This window comes from Filomicrobium sp. (genome assembly GCF_025698805.1).
Classification (GTDB): domain Bacteria; phylum Pseudomonadota; class Alphaproteobacteria; order Rhizobiales; family Hyphomicrobiaceae; genus Filomicrobium; species Filomicrobium insigne.
In genome coordinates this window covers 170,017-185,194 of the sequence record NZ_JAILWT010000004.1, presented here as the reverse complement: position 1 = coordinate 185,194, position 15,178 = coordinate 170,017, and the positions used below count along the sequence as shown (strand labels likewise).

Annotated in this window: 18 protein-coding genes; 11 read left to right on the top strand and 7 right to left on the bottom strand. The window is 59.6% G+C overall.

The window, feature by feature from the left end:
• Positions 1-184: 184 nt before the first annotated feature.
• A complete protein-coding gene (locus tag K5845_RS11845) occupies positions 185-604 on the top strand; it encodes a hypothetical protein (protein WP_046478180.1) in 420 nt (139 codons plus the stop codon).
• On the opposite strand, the gene K5845_RS11840 is transcribed toward K5845_RS11845, so the two are convergent.
• Entirely contained in the window at positions 585-1,949 is a 1,365-nt protein-coding gene (locus tag K5845_RS11840) for an MFS transporter (protein WP_287959046.1), read from the bottom strand. The two genes, K5845_RS11845 and K5845_RS11840, sit on opposite strands and share 20 nt — an antisense overlap.
• 38 nt (positions 1,950-1,987) lie before the next feature.
• On the opposite strand from K5845_RS11840, the gene K5845_RS11835 reads away from it, so the two are divergent.
• The 5 genes from K5845_RS11835 (at position 1,988) to K5845_RS11815 (ending at position 4,810) form a co-directional block, all read left to right on the top strand.
• Entirely contained in the window at positions 1,988-2,791 is an 804-nt protein-coding gene (locus K5845_RS11835; protein ID WP_046478181.1) for an AraC family transcriptional regulator, read from the top strand.
• An 81-nt stretch (positions 2,792-2,872) separates the two neighbouring features.
• On the top strand, positions 2,873-3,364 hold the full coding sequence (locus tag K5845_RS11830) for a hypothetical protein (RefSeq protein ID WP_287959045.1): 492 nt from the start codon (positions 2,873-2,875) through the stop codon (positions 3,362-3,364).
• A gap of 121 nt (positions 3,365-3,485) precedes the next feature.
• On the top strand, positions 3,486-3,854 hold the full coding sequence (locus K5845_RS11825) for a hypothetical protein (protein WP_046478184.1): 369 nt from the start codon (positions 3,486-3,488) through the stop codon (positions 3,852-3,854).
• 29 nt (positions 3,855-3,883) lie between these two features.
• Positions 3,884-4,168: an acylphosphatase gene (locus K5845_RS11820; RefSeq protein WP_287959214.1), complete on the top strand. Its 285-nt coding sequence runs from the start codon at positions 3,884-3,886 to the stop codon at positions 4,166-4,168.
• Positions 4,169-4,297: 129 nt separating this feature from the next.
• Positions 4,298-4,810 carry a phosphate-starvation-inducible PsiE family protein gene (locus K5845_RS11815; RefSeq protein ID WP_046478186.1) on the top strand — a complete coding sequence of 171 codons (513 nt, stop codon included), beginning with the start codon at positions 4,298-4,300 and terminating at the stop codon, positions 4,808-4,810.
• Positions 4,811-4,879: 69 nt separating this feature from the next.
• On the opposite strand, the gene K5845_RS11810 is transcribed toward K5845_RS11815, so the two are convergent.
• Positions 4,880-5,464 carry a helix-turn-helix domain-containing protein gene (locus K5845_RS11810; RefSeq protein WP_502814138.1) on the bottom strand — a complete coding sequence of 195 codons (585 nt, stop codon included), beginning with the start codon at positions 5,462-5,464 and terminating at the stop codon, positions 4,880-4,882.
• Between the two features lie 237 nt (positions 5,465-5,701).
• Here K5845_RS11810 and K5845_RS11805 point away from each other — a divergent pair, with 237 nt between their 5' ends.
• Together K5845_RS11805 and K5845_RS11800 are read left to right on the top strand one after the other, a co-directional pair.
• On the top strand, positions 5,702-6,175 hold the full coding sequence (locus K5845_RS11805; protein WP_287959213.1) for a fasciclin domain-containing protein: 474 nt from the start codon (positions 5,702-5,704) through the stop codon (positions 6,173-6,175).
• Between the two features lie 74 nt (positions 6,176-6,249).
• Positions 6,250-6,483, top strand: a complete 234-nt coding sequence (locus K5845_RS11800) for a DUF378 domain-containing protein (RefSeq protein ID WP_046478187.1) — start codon at positions 6,250-6,252, stop codon at positions 6,481-6,483.
• Between the two features lie 587 nt (positions 6,484-7,070).
• On the opposite strand, the gene K5845_RS11795 is transcribed toward K5845_RS11800, so the two are convergent.
• From K5845_RS11795 to K5845_RS11780, 4 genes are read right to left on the bottom strand one after another with little or no spacing between them, the layout of a single operon-like run.
• On the bottom strand, positions 7,071-7,904 hold the full coding sequence (locus tag K5845_RS11795; protein WP_046478188.1) for a class I SAM-dependent methyltransferase: 834 nt from the start codon (positions 7,902-7,904) through the stop codon (positions 7,071-7,073).
• Entirely contained in the window at positions 7,901-8,947 is a 1,047-nt protein-coding gene (locus K5845_RS11790; RefSeq protein ID WP_287959043.1) for a glycosyltransferase family 4 protein, read from the bottom strand. The genes K5845_RS11795 and K5845_RS11790 overlap by 4 nt, the downstream gene beginning before the upstream one ends.
• Complete coding sequence (locus tag K5845_RS11785; protein ID WP_046478190.1) at positions 8,940-9,344, bottom strand: 6-pyruvoyl trahydropterin synthase family protein; 405 nt, start codon at positions 9,342-9,344, stop codon at positions 8,940-8,942. Before K5845_RS11785 ends, K5845_RS11790 begins: the two co-directional genes overlap by 8 nt.
• Before the next feature lie 30 nt (positions 9,345-9,374).
• Positions 9,375-10,373 carry a zinc-dependent alcohol dehydrogenase gene (locus tag K5845_RS11780; protein ID WP_090225935.1) on the bottom strand — a complete coding sequence of 333 codons (999 nt, stop codon included), beginning with the start codon at positions 10,371-10,373 and terminating at the stop codon, positions 9,375-9,377.
• Between the two features lie 60 nt (positions 10,374-10,433).
• Between K5845_RS11780 and mdoH the strand changes: the two genes are divergently transcribed.
• The 3 genes from mdoH to K5845_RS11765 are packed head-to-tail and all read left to right on the top strand — an operon-like array spanning position 10,434 to position 14,084.
• Complete coding sequence (mdoH, locus tag K5845_RS11775; RefSeq protein WP_090225932.1) at positions 10,434-12,287, top strand: glucans biosynthesis glucosyltransferase MdoH; 1,854 nt, start codon at positions 10,434-10,436, stop codon at positions 12,285-12,287.
• A 17-nt stretch (positions 12,288-12,304) separates the two neighbouring features.
• Positions 12,305-13,054, top strand: coding sequence for an FkbM family methyltransferase (locus K5845_RS11770; protein WP_090225928.1), 750 nt, complete (start codon positions 12,305-12,307; stop codon positions 13,052-13,054).
• Positions 13,035-14,084: a hypothetical protein gene (locus tag K5845_RS11765; RefSeq protein ID WP_052743842.1), complete on the top strand. Its 1,050-nt coding sequence runs from the start codon at positions 13,035-13,037 to the stop codon at positions 14,082-14,084. The genes K5845_RS11770 and K5845_RS11765 overlap by 20 nt, the downstream gene beginning before the upstream one ends.
• A gap of 24 nt (positions 14,085-14,108) precedes the next feature.
• On the opposite strand, the gene K5845_RS11760 is transcribed toward K5845_RS11765, so the two are convergent.
• Positions 14,109-14,999 carry a TIGR01459 family HAD-type hydrolase gene (locus K5845_RS11760; RefSeq protein WP_287959042.1) on the bottom strand — a complete coding sequence of 297 codons (891 nt, stop codon included), beginning with the start codon at positions 14,997-14,999 and terminating at the stop codon, positions 14,109-14,111.
• Positions 15,000-15,178: the final 179 nt, after the last annotated feature.

Sequence of the window (15,178 nt, the reverse complement as noted above, 5' to 3'; positions counted from 1 at the left end):
CAATCCGTCAATAACTAGGCGCGTCTTTGCTCATGAATTTCCTACCGGACATGACAGTGCCGCGCGATAAGCACGTTCAACGAAAAGCTCCATGTTCCTTGGGGGACATCCTTTTGCCTGTATGCCCTCCATGATAAAAGCTCAGGGAATGGAGTGTGGAAAATTCACAAGGCGGAAGCAAACAATGACCCGAACAATTCTCGCGATTGCTACGAGCTTGCTTGGCATTTCGATGCTTTTTGCTTCTGCAGCCCAGGCGTGTATCTCATGCAGTTACGTGCCCGAGGTCGTGAACACACCCTCGCCCTATCAGCCGAAAGCCTACAAGCAGAAGCGCGCTTACAACAAATCGGTCGAGCGTCGGAAGGCGCGTCCGCAAAAGCGCACCGTCACGGCAAAGCCCAGCCCCAAGAAGGCCGATACGGCCAAATCTGAGCCTGCACAGACAGAGACAAACACGGCTGAGACCAAAACGTCTACGGCTCCCGCGAATGCGCCGAATGAGGACAACGGCACGCAGACCGCGGCTTCCGGAGAGACGAGCGTCAATTGCAAGCGGTTCTCCGCCACCGCTGGCGTAACCATCACCGTGCCGTGCGAGTAACTCGTCTAATTGAGACGATAGCACTCTGATCCGCTGCCCCCGACAGGTTGGTGGGGAGTGCGGCGGGCGAGGCCGGCGCTTCGGGCAACTTGGCCGGCAAGAGCGATACAGCGCACAGGATAGCGGCTGCCGACGCGGCCAAAATATAAAACAGCGCGTCGAAACCCCATGAGTGGTGTACCCACGCGATCAGCGGCAGCACCGCTGCCAGCACGCTGAAACTCACGATAAAACGCGTACCGTAAATCGAGGCACGAAGCTCCGACTTCGCGAGCCTGCCGATCATGTAATCGTTGATCGGAATCTGCCCGAAGGCCCCCAGCATAAACCCGAGCGCAACGATCAGCGCCGGCCAGTCCGATAGCCCCGGCATCATCAGGAAGAAGGCGATCTGCAAAAGCGCGAGGCCTGAGAACACCAGCCGGGCGCCATAGCGGTCAAGCAAGCTGCCAACGACAAGCTGCGCGAACGATGCAATGCCAAAAACGAGAAAGGCTAGCCAACCCACTGCTGTAGCTGACGCTGCAATACCGCTAAGACGTTCCTCAAAGACCTTCGGCAGGGCAAACGTCGTCCCTTGAAAGACAATGCTGGAGACGGCGGTCGTGAAGAAGACAATGACCGAAATGCGAAGGAGCAGCCGGCGCCAGTCTGCGTCCTCGCGCCCTGCGGACGACGTCGATTTCGCCATCGACGTGACCGCCCCATTCCTCAGGCCAACCCTGTCGCGAAACGTGCCCAAATAAGCCAGCCCGACAAGAATGGAAAAAACACCCGGCAACCAGAATGCGGCGCGCCAGCCGGTTTGGTCGATCAGGAAGCCGGTGATCAACGCCGCGCTGCCAACACCCATGTTGCCCCACACGCCGTTGATAGCGATGTCCATGCCCATCCTTTTGCCGCCGCGCGCAACCATGGCGAGCCCAACGGGATGGTAGATCGCTCCGAACACGCCGACGACAAACAGACCCACGGCAATCTCAAGCGGGGTCTGCGCCAGTGAGGTCGCGATCGCAGCGAGGCCCACGCCGATGAAAAACACCGCCATCATGCCTTCGCGGCTCCAGCGGTCCGCAAGCCAGCCCGCCGGCAGGGCGAACAGGCCAAAGGCGATAAAGCCCGGCGTGGCATACGGGATCAGCTCTGCATACGAGAGGCCCCACTCCTGGCTCAAAACAAGCGCGGCAACCGTCGCGAAGATGAGCATGAACAGGTGATCGAGAAAGTGGCCGACGTTGAGAAAGAGGAAGTGCGTGCGGTCCTGCATGGCTCTCACGTGATGCGCGTATCCGAGATGATCGCAGGCACCATAGCCGTGGCGAATGATCGATGTTATGACAATCATTGTCGAATTCTTGCCAGTATGGGTTTGCGCAATCTGCCATGATGCAGCGATCTACCGATGCCGCCGACTACCAGGAGCTGCCCGTCGCGGTGGCCGTCATGCGCAAGCATTTTCCCGCCGATTGGGTCACACCCTTTCACAGTCATCGCAGAGACCAGCTTCTTCTCGCCTCTTCGGGAACCATGCGCGTGCGCACGCAAACCCATAGCTGGATCGTGCCTCCACAACGCGCCGTCTACATGCCGGGCGGCTTTGAGCATACGGTCGCGATGCGTGATCCCGTGGAGATGCGCACGCTCTACATCGAGCCGAAGGCGCACCGGGATCTTCCGAGCGCGTGCGTCGTCATCTCGCCGAGTGCCCTCCTGAAGGAGTTGATCAACGCCCTTCTGGATGAGCCGGTCGACTACAGCGATAGTAGCCGGGGCCTATGCCTCAGCCAGTTGATCCTTGAGGAGGTTTGCCGTGGCCGGTCGTTGGACCTGAGCATTCCAATGCCTTCGGATCCACGTCTGATGCGCGTCTGTGAGCACGTGCTCGGGAACCCTGGAGATCACGGCAGCCTCGGCAGCTATGCCGATTTGGCCGGAGCATCTGAACGGACACTGGCGCGCCTCAGCCAGGATGAACTCGGCATGGGCTTTGCGGCGTGGCGTCAGCACATCCGGTTTCATTATGCGCTGGAAGATCTGGCCCGCGGTACGCCGGTCGGCAAAGTCGCCCACGCCTGCGGCTATGCCAGCGTCAGCGCCTTTACGGCAGCCTTCCGCAAAAGCCTTGGCCACCCCCCAACCCGGATCTTGGAGCATCTGTCGGAGGTGAGTGGTTTGGAGGGGGCGTGACAGAGTTCCGTCTGTCGAGCCGTCGCCAGATCGCCCAAACGTCGTTAGACTGATGGCTTTCTTCGCCAGTCGAGCGAGACGATGAATATTGATCCGCGCAAGAAGCCGCTCTTCCGCAAGGTGAATACGCGCACGCGCGGGGTTCGCCACCACACCGGCGGAGATTATCGCCACGAACGCAACGCCAAGCAGGAAAAGCGGAACGAGGCCGATCAGGTCTCGCGAGGCTCAATGCACGGCCGGACGCAGCGCGGGCTCGACTACACACCGCTCTTCAGGTTTCTGCTCTCCAAGGTCGGAGAGAATTGGCAGGCGGTGCATGCCGAAGCCATAAGCCGGAATGACCGGGAGGAGCCGATTTTCTGGCTCGTCGCCCGCAACGAAGATGAGCAAAAGCCATACGTCAAAATTGGTGAAAGCAGCTATTTCAGCGGTCTATATGTCGATGAGAACGGCAAGCTCGCAAAAGTCGCGCCGGACCTGCGCAACGAGGACTTACAGCCGAGCTGTGCCTGCTGCACGCACACGTTCAACGGCGTTCCGTTCGCAAATAGATTTAAGCCGGAGTTTTAAAGGACCGCCCCAACGCGCAGGCGTTTCAAAGCTGGTAACCAGTCGCCCGGCACCTGCAGGACCCTTTGAGCCTATCGTGCTAAGGTTCCATTCCGATGTTTTATGAACTGAGGACGTCGCAATGGGTACAAGAGCTTTCCTCATCCCCATCGTTTGTGTTGCCGCATATTTTGCGGCCGCAGCAGGCACAGCGTGGTCATCGCCCCTCAATCCTGCCGGATGGAAACCATCAACACACGATCTCAATGCCGGGACGCTGACGCTGATCGGCTCTGGCAGGGCGTATGACAGAGGCCGATACCTGGATGATCCCTGGCCGGGGTATCGCGCGCGAGCCTCGCGGCGGGACGTTCCGATATATCCGAGCTACGGCGTGATCGAGGCGCCTCCCAGAGGCGCCGGCTGGTGGTCGAACGGCCGCGGCAGTTTTTATAAGGGATCGCGGTTCTACAGTGGCCCTGCCTTCCGCCCAGGCTGGCATCGCTGGTGACGGTGCGACAAACGCAAGGAGCGTGAACCATAAGCGAAACCCGCACCGTGCATGTTCGCATTGAGGGCCGCGTGCAGGGAGTGGGCTTTCGCGCTTGGGTCGAGAGAAGAGCCCTGACGCTGGGCCTCAGCGGATGGGTGAGAAACCGATATGACGGCGCGGTAGAAGCCGTGCTGCACGGTCCGCCCCGGCAAGTGGCCGACATGCTGCGCGCCTGCGAGGAGGGGCCGCGTGCCTCGCGCGTCACCCGCGTGGACGTGAGAGAAGAAAGCGGTGAGGCCTACAGTGGTTTCGAGGTGCGCCGGACTGAGTAACTCGTGGGTGCCGCTGACGGTGCCCAGATCTGTGCAAGGAGCGGCCCATCACTTTGGCGTTTTGATCGCTCCATCCGTGCTTTGAACAATTCGTGCCGTACGGGAATTAAATCTTCCGGGAGGCGCAGTATGGCCGATACGGCGAACAAAGCGAGGCGGCAGATGGCAGTTCGGATATTTAGCGAAACGCGGAAGCATTGGGCCCAGCAAAATTGGTATCAGCGCTTCGAGGAGATCATTGTCGTCGTCCTCAGCATTATCGTTGCCATCGTCATTCTCGTGGCGGTGCTCAACTTGGTGCTCACGTTGTACAACATGTTGCGCTTTAGCATTCTCGACGCGTCACACCCCGCAGCATTTCAAGCCGTTTTCGGGATGATCATGATTGTCATCATCGCCCTCGAATTCAATCACACCATCCTTGGCCAATTGGAGCGAGGGCTCGGCGTGGTCCACGTCCGCGCGGTGGTGCTGATTGCGCTGCTGGCCGTTCTTCGAAAATTCATTGTGACCGAGATCGGCGAAGCGGACGCAGACCTGCTGTTTGCCCTGTCAGCGTCGACCATTGCGCTGGGCGCCGTCTATTGGGCCATCCGCCAGCAGGATCACACCATGCGCAGCCGACAACCTGAAGGGGAATAGGGGGCATGTGGTGTCCGGCTCTCGTTCGGAAGCTAACATAGTACAGACGTAAGTAACTTCGCATTGACCCTAAGCCGTTACCACCACGACGGCTGCGGCGTCCGTGCGCCCGGCGCAGCGGTAGCTGTGGGGCGCGGATGGGTCAAAATAAATGGAGTCGGATGCATCGAGCGTGTGGTCCTCGCCGTCGATGGTGATTACGAGCCTGCCTTTGAGCACGTAAACGAGTTCAGCGCCGGGGTGGTCATGCGGCTCGGACGGGCCTGCCCCGGCTGGAAACTCGGCAAGGTAGCCTTCCAGCTTGCGATCTTTGACGGGAAAATCGAGGCTCTCAAAGAAATACACCGAGTTCTTTTGGCCTGGCTGGTTGGGTAGACGCAGGCGATCCCCTGCCCGCACGATGGCTGCAACGGGCCTCTCCGAGCTATCTGCAAAGAAATGCTCCAACCCGACGCCGAACACCAGCGCTATGCGCAAGAGGGTGGGTAGCGTCGGAAAAACCTGGCCACGCTCGATCTTCGATAGCATGGCGGGCGAAAGGCCAGTGTGCGTCCCAAGCTGCACTAGGCCGAGCTTCTTTCTCTGCCTCAATGCTCGAATCTTGGGGCCTATGGCGTACTGCTCAAGTCCTTCGGCAAGCGTGTCACTCAACATTTCTGCGCTCATTTTTTCGTCTCGCTCAAATCGCTCCAACATATTTTTATTATAAGTAAAACAGTATTTCATTTCACGAAAATATGACTCGCATTCAAATTGATTTTCTTTGTATGAAAAACTCGTTGGCCGCCGCAATTGGCGGTGCGCGGGATAACCAACCCGTCGAAGTAAGAGTCGAAGGAGGTAGTTATGAAGTCGCACCTGAAGACAGTCATGATCGCCGCCGTGGCGGGCATGGGCCTCGCCCTCGGCGCACCAGTCGCGCGCGCTACAGAGGACGCGCGCGCGATAGAGAAAGACATCGTCGAGACGGCGGTCGGCGCCGGTAAATTCGCCACACTAACCGAGGCGCTCGGCGCCGCCGGGCTGGTCGATACGCTGAAAGGTAAAGGTCCGTTCACAGTCTTCGCGCCTACAGACGAGGCGTTTGCCAAACTGCAAGCGGGAACCTTGGAGTCTCTGCTGGCGCCTGAGAACAAAGAACAACTGACGGCGATCCTCACCTATCACGTGGTGCCAGGCGTCGTTACGGCGGCAGACGTCGTGAAACTCGACGAAGCGAAAACGGTGAACGGCCAGAAGGTTGCTGTGAAGACGAGCGGCGACACCGTGATGATTAACGGCGCCAACGTCATCACGACCGACATCGCCGCGTCGAACGGCATAATCCACGTGATCGACACTGTGATCATGCCGCCGAAGATCTAGGCCGCCGGCTGAAACGAAAACTTGCCGGGCGGACGCTTGCGGTTGCCTGGCTCCATTTCGAAGGAGTGATACGCATGAAATCGTTGAACCTGATTACGCTGGTACTCGTAATCGTCGGCGCCCTGAACTGGGGCCTCGTTGGATTATTCAACTTCAACCTCGTCGCCGCCATTTTTGGTGAAGGTTCGTCCCTGGCGCGTCTCGTCTATGCCCTCGTTGGATTGTCCGCACTGTGGCAGTTGATCCCACTCGTTACCGCATTGAGGACGGACGAAGTTTCCGCCATGCGCGGACGGTCGCCGAACTGACCAAGGATCTCCGCTGCTGCCGCCCTTTCGGCCGCAGCAGGCTAACTTCGTTGTATCGATGAGGCTGGAACTGGCGACGTTGTCGCCTTCAAGAACTCGGCTCACGAGTTGTCTGCTGTTCCCATCTGATTGGAAGCTCGAGGTGCCTGACGTATGACACACCGCTGTATTGTATGCTCTCTCAATCGAGCACTCTTGGCTCTTAGTCGCGACGACGGTTTGCGTCACAGCTATTTGCTCAGGCGATGGCAAAGCCCCGATATCGCATCCTGCAGATATCAAACTTCAAGGGGAACAGTCCTGAGGCAGATGAAGATCGCGGTCGAACGCTCCGCGATCCACGTCAATGAGCCTTAGAGATTAGCATTCGTCGGACGCGAGAGGTCCCCCCGCCTCTTGCCTCCGTCGACCAGGTGGCCAGAGCAGACTACGAGCCAAGCCCCCCGTGCCGGTATGTCGCTCGGCCACCTGGATTCCCTTTACGCACAAGGTGAGAGCATCGCAGGCTCCAAAAGAGATCGAGGTCAGCTCGTGCGCCTGGAGCAGAACGCGCCCGTCACTCCCAACGAGCTTGAGCGCACCCCAACCTACCCCGGCAACGCAAGCGTATCGGTATGGCCGATGATGGCGCCGGTGCGTTTCAGTCCCACCCAACGCTCCAGCGTTTTCGCATCCACGGCCCCGGTTTCGGCCACAGCGGCGGCGTGGCCCGCCTGAAGTTCAGCAATCAACGCCGCGTCCGAGGGCCCGAGGTCCCAGGGGCTATCGCCCTCCAGAACGCTATAGCCGTGCAGCCGGAATTGTTCGCCGAGTTCAAGCGCGGAGGTCGGACCGGCAGCCGACCCAAAACCCTTGTCCCGCATCTGATGCCGGTGGAACGCCGCAACAATCGCGTTGTCGCTCGGATGGTGCGGGCTCCAGCGCTGCCGGCCGTTATAAGTCAGAACAGTATAAAACGCTGCCTTGCGCGCGACGACCGCCGCAGCAAAGCGCTGCATGAAGGCGACCGACGTCAGATCGAAAAATGCGGCTGAGGTCACCAGATCGGGATGTTCCCCGAGCGCGCCTTCAAGATCGGCATTGAGGTCGAACTGATGGAACGTGACGTCGATGTGTTTGCCGTCCTTTTCCAAGACGAGCTGCGCGTCCTCGGACTTTGACGCATCGGCCCAGTCCATGAGCCGCTCGCGTGCGGCCGTCAGGAGATTGGCGTCATAATCGACAAGCCGCCATGTCTGCCGGTCTGGCAGAAGTAGGGCGGTGGCCTTGAGATTGGAGGCCGCCCCGCAGCCGATATCGACGATCGAGACAGCTTCGCGCTGGGCAAGCCGCGCCGAAAGCGCGCTGGCGATTTCCCGATTGCGCGCACGGTGATCGGCAGGCTCTCGCAGCCCGAGCCACTCGGCCGAAAAACCACTCATGTCGGAATATCCAGGATCGCCGCAGCGACGCGTCTCGCAGTTTCGTTCCAAGTCGGCAGCGAACGCCCATGCTCCCACGACGCATCGGCGAGCCGCACCCTCAGCCGTTTGTCGGTAAGCGCCGACTCCAGCGCCTTCGTCAGTGCAGCGACGTCTCCCGGCGGCACTTTCAGGGCTGCGCCATCGGGAACCGTTTCGGCGGCTGCGCCACCCGTCGAGCAAATGATCGGCAACCCGCGCGCCATCGCTTCCGCGAGCGCCATGCCATATCCCTCGAAACGAGACGGCATAACGAAAAGGTCGGTGCTCTCATAAAAGCGGTCGAGGGTCGCAGGAACGACGACGCCGGGCAGGCTCACGCGATCTTCCAGCTTGGCGGCGGCAATCTGCGCGTTGAGCGCCGCCACCGTCTCGCGGTCACGGTCCAACGCACCCGCGATGTTCACCCGCCAATCGAGATGCTTCAGCGGCAGCAGGGCCTCGATCAAAACATCGTACGCCTTTCGCGGCGTCACGGTCCCGACGCAGAGCAATTGCAGTGGTGTTCCGGTGCCGGTCGCCCGCAGAGCTGGATCCGTGCCGGGTAAGGCGACCGTCACGCGGTCCTTCGCCACCCCATAATCGGCTTCCAGAATGCGTTGTGTCGCCGGACTCGTGACGACGACTTTGTCGGCCAAGGCGAGAGCCGCGCGCTCGCTCGCTTCCAATTCCGCGCGGCGGCGTTCCGACAGACCCGTTTCGAGCGCCAAAGGGTGATGGACGAGAGCAATGATGCGCCGGTTGATCTTTTCGATCACCGAAGACGGCATGGCTCCATATGCCAAGCCGTCGATGAGAAGCGTCGAATTCGGAGGTGCCGAGTTGAGAGTATCGACAGCCGCCGCGAGATCACCCTGGGACGGCGCTGGATATGTCCCTGGAAGTTCCAGGTGACGCACATTGACACCGAACGACGGCAGCATTGTCAGGAGCCGCCGATCGTAGCCATAGCCGCCCGTCGGACTGTCGATATCGCCGGGAATGGCAAAGCAGGTTTCAGTCACCGATAGGCCCCTCATAGGATGCCCGCGCAAGGTCCGTTTCACTCAACGTTACCCGGATCTTGGCGAGGCCGCTGGACCCTTCGCCGAGACCGCCGCTGCGCGCAGCCCGCGCGATCTCGTCGAAAATGTGCTTCGCCAGGAACTCCGTCGTCGTGAGCTTGCCGGTAAATTGCGTCAATTCGTCGAGGTTCTGATAGGCAAGTGGTTTCAGCGTGTCGTTCAAAACTTGCAGCGCCGCGCCAATGTCGACAACGACGTTGTGCCGCGTCAGCTCAGCGCGGAAGAAGGCGACATCGACAACGAATGTCGCGCCGTGCATTTTTTGCGCTGGACCGAAGAATGGGTCGGGAAGGCTGTGAGCGATCATGATGCGGTCGCGCACTTCAACGGAAAACATGGGCTATTTGCTCCTATTGGGTTTTCAAGCTCACGCATAATTGAGGACAGGCGCGAGTTTACTCGCCGGTCCATTGAGAATGGCAGGGATCAGGTCGGCGGCGTCGCGAAAGGAGATCTCATCGTAAACAAGTTGATCAAGCACGGGATCGCGTAAAAGTTTCAAGGCCGTTGCGAGACGGCGGCTATAAGACCAGCGCGCGCGCCGAGAGGCGGAGACTTGGCCGACTTGCGACGATTGCAACGTTAAACGGCGGCTATGAAACGCCCCGCCCAGCGAGACCTGTTGCTGACTCGCACCGTACCATGACAATTCAATCACACGCGCTTCAAACCCGGCGCAATTGATCGCAGTCGTCAGTCCTTCCGAACTCGCGCTTGTGTGAAATACGACGTCGGCGTCCTGCGTTGCCTGATCAGGCAACGCGAAATCGCCACCAAAGTCCTGAACGAGCGCGCGCCGGCTCGGATCAATGTCGATCACGGTAACCTCAGCATGCGGCAATTGCGCCGCGATCCGTGCGACCAGCAGTCCGACAACCCCCGCACCCACGACCACGATACGATCCCCCGGCCCGGTTGCCGCATCCCAATGGGCGTTCAGTGCCGTTTCCATATTGGCCGCCAGCGTCGCCCGCTTGGCCGGCACATCTTCCGGGACCACCGCCAATGCGGCGATGGGTGCGACAAAGATGTCCTGGTGCGGATGAAGGCAAAAAACCGTTTTACCTACGAGGTCTTCCGGGCCGTCCTCGACGATCCCGGTCGCGCAATAGCCGTATTTAACTGGGAAAGGAAAATCGCCCGACTGAAAAGGAGCCCGCATTCGGGGCCACTCGCTTTCAGGGACGGCTCCATTCAGAACGAGGCGTTCCGTGCCACGGCTTATTCCGCTGTACAACGCGCGCACCACCGCTTCATTCGGAGCCGGAGCTTTCAAAGTTTCAACACGGATCTCTGCGACGCCAGGATTGGTAAACCAAACGGCGCGGCCAATGTGTCGCTTGCCAGTCGATTTGCGTACCGTCATATCGAGAGCCTTTGAAGTTGGCGCGGCCTGGAGCCAGCGCCACGAAAATGAGATGTGATCATGAGCGAGACGTTAGACCAGGCGAACGAGCCGCGATTTAGCGCGGGAAAGCCGACGCTTAGCGTACCCAGTGGCCTCCAGTCCATGCCTGAACTTCAGCGCCGCAGAACAATCGTAGCGGCACTGAACGTAGTGACATACGCCGTAATGATGGCGGCGGCCGCATTCTTGCTGAGTGCGGGAGGTTGGACCACGGTCGATCTGGTCGTATTCCTGTGCCTGATGATCGGTACGCCTTGGGCCATACTCGGCTTCTGGAATGCGGTTATCGGTTTGTGGCTGCTGCACGGTCACAAGGCTCCCATGGCCGCCGTCGCCCCTTTTGCGCGCGCTGCGGATGATCTGACCCCGCTCTACGTCAAGACGGCGGTGTTCATGACGTTGCGCAACGAAGACCCCAAACGCGCCGTTGCGCGGCTGCAGACGATCAAGCGCAGTCTCGATGCGACCGGTGAAGGCGCCACGTTCAGCTATTTCCTCTTGAGCGACACCAACGTCACCGAAGTGGCTGAGCTTGAGGAGCAACTTGCAGCCGAATGGCAGGCCTCCGACCCCGACGGCGAGCGCATCGTCTATCGCCGTCGCGCAGATAATGTTGGCTTCAAGGCCGGAAACGTTCGAGATTTCTGTGCGCGCTGGGGCGACCAGTTCGAGCTGATGCTTCCGCTTGATGCTGATAGCCTGATGTCCGGCGACGCCATCGTTAAAATGGCTCGTATGATGCAGGCGCATCCGCGACTAGGCATTCTGCAGAGCCTGGTGGTCGGCATGCCGTCATCGAGCGCCTTTGCGCGCATCTTCCAGTTCGGTATGCGCCATGGGATGCGTTCCTACACCATGGGCCAAGCCTGGTGGGTCGCCGATTGCGGTCCCTTCTGGGGGCACAACGCGATGGTACGCGTTCATCCCTTCTACAACGATTGCGAGCTACCGGTGCTTCCAGGTAAGCCTCCCCTCGGTGGCCATGTCCTGTCACACGATCAGGTCGAAGCGACCTTGATGAGACGGGCAGGTTATGAAGTTCGGGTGCTGCCTTTCGAGATCGGATCGTGGGAAGAAAATCCGCCCACGATGCTCGACTTCGCCAAGCGCGAAGTGCGCTGGTGCCAGGGCAATTTGCAGTACATCAAGCTGCTGAACCTTCCCGGCCTCTTGCCCCTAAGCCGCTTTCAGCTTCTGTGGGCTGTCCTGATGTTCCTTGGTGTACCGGCATTGACCGTCATCATCGCGCTGCTGCCGGCATTAGCGTTAGAGGCGCGCACGATCCCGGATTATCCCGCAGGCCTCGCGATTACGCTCTATCTGGCATTTATGCTTATGCATTTGACGCCAAAGCTCGCAGGGCTTGTCGATGCCATGCTGACCAAGGGCGGAGTCGCGAGTTTCGGCGGGCCGCTTCGCTTCACCTTCAGCGCGACCACGGAACTCGTCTTCTCGTTTCTGCAGGGCGCAGTTTCCGCGATCCGCACCAGCGTCTTCATGTTTGGCCTCCTATTGGGCCGTTCAGTGGTGTGGGGCGGGCAGTCGCGTGATGCATATGGGCTTTCATGGACAACAGCCGCCCTTGATTTGTGGCCGCAAACGATATTCGGCCTTCTTGTGTGCGGCGCTCTGGCGGTCATCTCACCTGAGACGCTCATGTGGAGTTTACCACTGACGGCCGGTTATCTCTTGGCGATACCGTTTGCTGTGTTTACGGCGTCGCCGCGATTGGGCGCTTGGCTGCAGCGCAATCGGCTGTGTGCTATTCCTGAAGACCTCGTCACACCACCCGAGATCGCAACGGTACAGCAGGAAAGTGTGTTCCCGTTGGGAAAAAGCGCTTCTCCTCGTCGCGAACTTGAGACCGTCTAGGAAGGCAAACACCGTCGATGGTTTCCAGCGCTCTGCATGGCTTGTCCCGATCCTTGCGTGTTTATTACGGGGACCAGAAGCGCCAGCGAGCGATGCGGGAGCTCTATGCCACGTTCATCTCTGAAGGAGACTTGGCCTTTGATGTGGGTGCGCATGTTGGGGACCGCACAGGCGTCTTTCGGAGCCTTGGAGCTCGTGTCGTCGCGCTGGAACCCCAGCCCCTCCCCGGTCGCGCCCTGCGGTTGATCTATGCCCGCGATCCGGACGTAACCATTGTCTCCGCCGCAGCCGCCGACCACGACGGAACCGTTCGCATGCACGTCAATACGGCGAACCCGACGGTTTCAACCGCCTCAGGTGATTTTCTCGCCCAGGCCGAGGGAGCAGCAGGCTGGGAGGGACAGACATGGGATCAGGTCATTGAGGTCCGTGCAGTGACGCTTGATCACCTGATCGACCGGTATGGACACCCAGCCTTCATAAAGATTGACGTCGAAGGTTTTGAGGACCGTGTTCTGGCGGGACTGTCGGAGCCTGTGCCCGCGCTTTCGTTTGAATTCACGACCATCGATCGTGACGTTGCTTGCCGCGGCTTGGAACGGCTCGCGGCCCTTGGACCTTACCGCTACGACATAGCCCTAGGTGAGACGCAGCAACTGACGTTTGGCGAGGGCCGTGAGCTGGATGCGCGAACCATGGCTGCTCACGTGCGTGCATTGCCCCACGAGGTTAATTCCGGAGATATCTATGCCAGGCTCGCAAATTAAGATCGAGGCGCCGGTGAGGTTTATGTTCCTCCTGGCGACCGCGCTGATCTCCGGAGCTGTTGCGGTTAAAGCCGCTTCGCTAGACATGCTCGGGGTAAAGGTCGAGAACCTGAGCGAGCCGGTCCTCTGCGCCGAAAAGGATAACGTCACGCTGACCTTTGCTTCGCCCGACGTGAAGCAGTTCCGCATCGAAGCAGCGCATCCGGCCTACATCAACGCTCTGCAGAGCGACAGCTTTCAGCCGGATTGGACTGCGTGCGACTTTGCAGAGGAGGCGTTGAGCCAGCCGCCGCCACCACGCAAGGTGACACTCTATGAGGGCATTGATGTTTGGATTACCGGATACACGTTTCCGAATTTTTGGCGGGACCGTAAGGTTCCGGTCCGGGTTGGTGACAAGGTTGATGATGGCTTTCACCTGATCCAGGTGTGGGTACGCCGCAATGAGCGCTCAGAGGAGGTTCTCGTGCTTTATCCGCCGGACGGATACTGGCGAGCACGCCCCTTGCCTCCGAAGCATCTTGGCTGGAGCGCCTATGGTTCATCGTTCCTCGTCGGGCCGGTCAAACAAGACGGCCGGCCGGTCGTAGATCTCGATGAAGTGACGTTCGACCCGGAAACGCTGACGTTCAATCTAAAGTTCTCGGGAGGCGGCAGCGCTAGGTTGAAGATCAGCCGTCTGGACAACAACGCACAGGTCATTGATGTGACTTTCGATAAGCCGATAACGGATCATCCCTTTGCCGCGTTACGCTCCATGTACGTGACCCGCTTCAATAATGACGCCGCCGACGTCGCGGTTCTGGAGAAGGGGGCAAAATCCTGGCTGGAAGAACCTGTCATGTCCTTCTCGGGCGCGAAGAGCGCAACAGACGTCTGGCTCGGCCGCAATGACTTTTCGCGTCACAATACGTCTGCGCCAGATATGGTGTTGGAAGCGTTCTCTGACGGTACGAAGCAGCCAAAGGATTGGGAACGGTCAGTCACCCATTCCGAAATATCTCGCCGAGAGCATCCTCCCGTCGAGTAGCGCGCGCTGCATTTTGGGACGGCTTTACCAAGCCAAAAACGGCATCGCGGCGACGGCGCTGGGCGACGCACCGTGAAGCAAGCCGTCCAGCCGGTCGCGGCAAATCACACCATCCGACATGGTATCTTCGCGGTGTATGCCGCCAGCAATAAACAGCGCGTCGACGCCGAAAATCTCTGCGGCTTTTAAATCCGTGCGCACGGCATCGCCGATCCCTAAAATCCGCTCCTTCGCGATCGACACGTCACGTAGCTTTTCCGCGAGGCCATGCGCTGAGCCGTAGGCAGAGATGTAAGGTTTGCCCGCCCAGTAAACGTCTCCGCCAAGGTGCGCGTAAAGATCAGCAATAGCACCTGCGCATAGGTACAGCCGCCCCCCGACATCGACGACGAGATCCGGATTCGCACACACAAATGGTAGGTCCCGTGCCCGGGCTTGCTCGAGTATGGGCAAATAGCTTTCGGCCGTCTCGTGAATGTCGTCGTCAAGGCCGGAGCACAAAATGGCGTCTGCATCTTCGAGCGATGAGAATCGTGCCGGTACGGCCTCGAACAGTGCTGCGTCTCGATCGCGCGGGCCAATCGTATAAACCTGCCGATAAGACTGATCCCGCAGATGTGTGAGCGCGATATCACCGGAAGATACGATCGCGTCCCATGCTGTCCGCGAGAGCTTCCGGGAGTCGAGCATCGCCGCAACCTGATGATTGGGGACGGGCGCGTTGGAAACCAGAATGACGGTGCCGCCGGCGCGGCGAAACTTGTTGAGCGCGTCGTCGGCCGCCGGCAAAGCCTTGAAGCCGTCATGCACGACCCCCCACACGTCGCAGAAGAGGACGTCATAACGCGCGAGAAGGTCTTCCGCACGATTGAGCACGGGGACGGGAGCACGCTCCGCAGCGGTACCGTTTTGCATGAGTGGAATAAGGCCTTTCCTAGAACTGCAATGTGAGCGCCTGCCCGGATAGCTTTTAAATAGGCCACCCGCGGCGGCGTGGCCTGTTTCACCTTGCCGCAGCACTAGCGCCATTTAGGCACCTCCACGCAAGTGGAGACCTAAACTGCCTAAACTTCGCGAACGGTTGATTTCGCTCT

Excerpts from the sequence above, each read along its gene's own strand:
- mdoH (WP_090225932.1), top strand. The coding sequence starts at position 10,434 with ATGAGCGAGACGTTAGACCAGGCGAACGAGCCGCGATTTAGCGCGGGA.
- K5845_RS11835 (WP_046478181.1), top strand. The coding sequence starts at position 1,988 with ATGATGCAGCGATCTACCGATGCCGCCGACTACCAGGAGCTGCCCGTC.
- K5845_RS11825 (WP_046478184.1), top strand. The coding sequence starts at position 3,486 with ATGGGTACAAGAGCTTTCCTCATCCCCATCGTTTGTGTTGCCGCATAT.
- K5845_RS11845 (WP_046478180.1), top strand. The coding sequence starts at position 185 with ATGACCCGAACAATTCTCGCGATTGCTACGAGCTTGCTTGGCATTTCG.
- K5845_RS11805 (WP_287959213.1), top strand. The coding sequence starts at position 5,702 with ATGGGCCTCGCCCTCGGCGCACCAGTCGCGCGCGCTACAGAGGACGCG.
- K5845_RS11815 (WP_046478186.1), top strand. The coding sequence starts at position 4,298 with ATGGCCGATACGGCGAACAAAGCGAGGCGGCAGATGGCAGTTCGGATA.
- K5845_RS11830 (WP_287959045.1), top strand. The coding sequence starts at position 2,873 with ATGAATATTGATCCGCGCAAGAAGCCGCTCTTCCGCAAGGTGAATACG.
- K5845_RS11795 (WP_046478188.1), bottom strand. The coding sequence starts at position 7,904 with ATGAGTGGTTTTTCGGCCGAGTGGCTCGGGCTGCGAGAGCCTGCCGAT.
- K5845_RS11800 (WP_046478187.1), top strand. The coding sequence starts at position 6,250 with ATGAAATCGTTGAACCTGATTACGCTGGTACTCGTAATCGTCGGCGCC.
- K5845_RS11840 (WP_287959046.1), bottom strand. The coding sequence starts at position 1,949 with ATGATTGTCATAACATCGATCATTCGCCACGGCTATGGTGCCTGCGAT.
- K5845_RS11785 (WP_046478190.1), bottom strand. The coding sequence starts at position 9,344 with ATGTTTTCCGTTGAAGTGCGCGACCGCATCATGATCGCTCACAGCCTT.
- K5845_RS11760 (WP_287959042.1), bottom strand. The coding sequence starts at position 14,999 with ATGCAAAACGGTACCGCTGCGGAGCGTGCTCCCGTCCCCGTGCTCAAT.
- K5845_RS11780 (WP_090225935.1), bottom strand. The coding sequence starts at position 10,373 with ATGACGGTACGCAAATCGACTGGCAAGCGACACATTGGCCGCGCCGTT.
- K5845_RS11765 (WP_052743842.1), top strand. The coding sequence starts at position 13,035 with ATGCCAGGCTCGCAAATTAAGATCGAGGCGCCGGTGAGGTTTATGTTC.
- K5845_RS11770 (WP_090225928.1), top strand. The coding sequence starts at position 12,305 with ATGGTTTCCAGCGCTCTGCATGGCTTGTCCCGATCCTTGCGTGTTTAT.
- K5845_RS11810 (WP_502814138.1), bottom strand. The coding sequence starts at position 5,464 with ATGTTGAGTGACACGCTTGCCGAAGGACTTGAGCAGTACGCCATAGGC.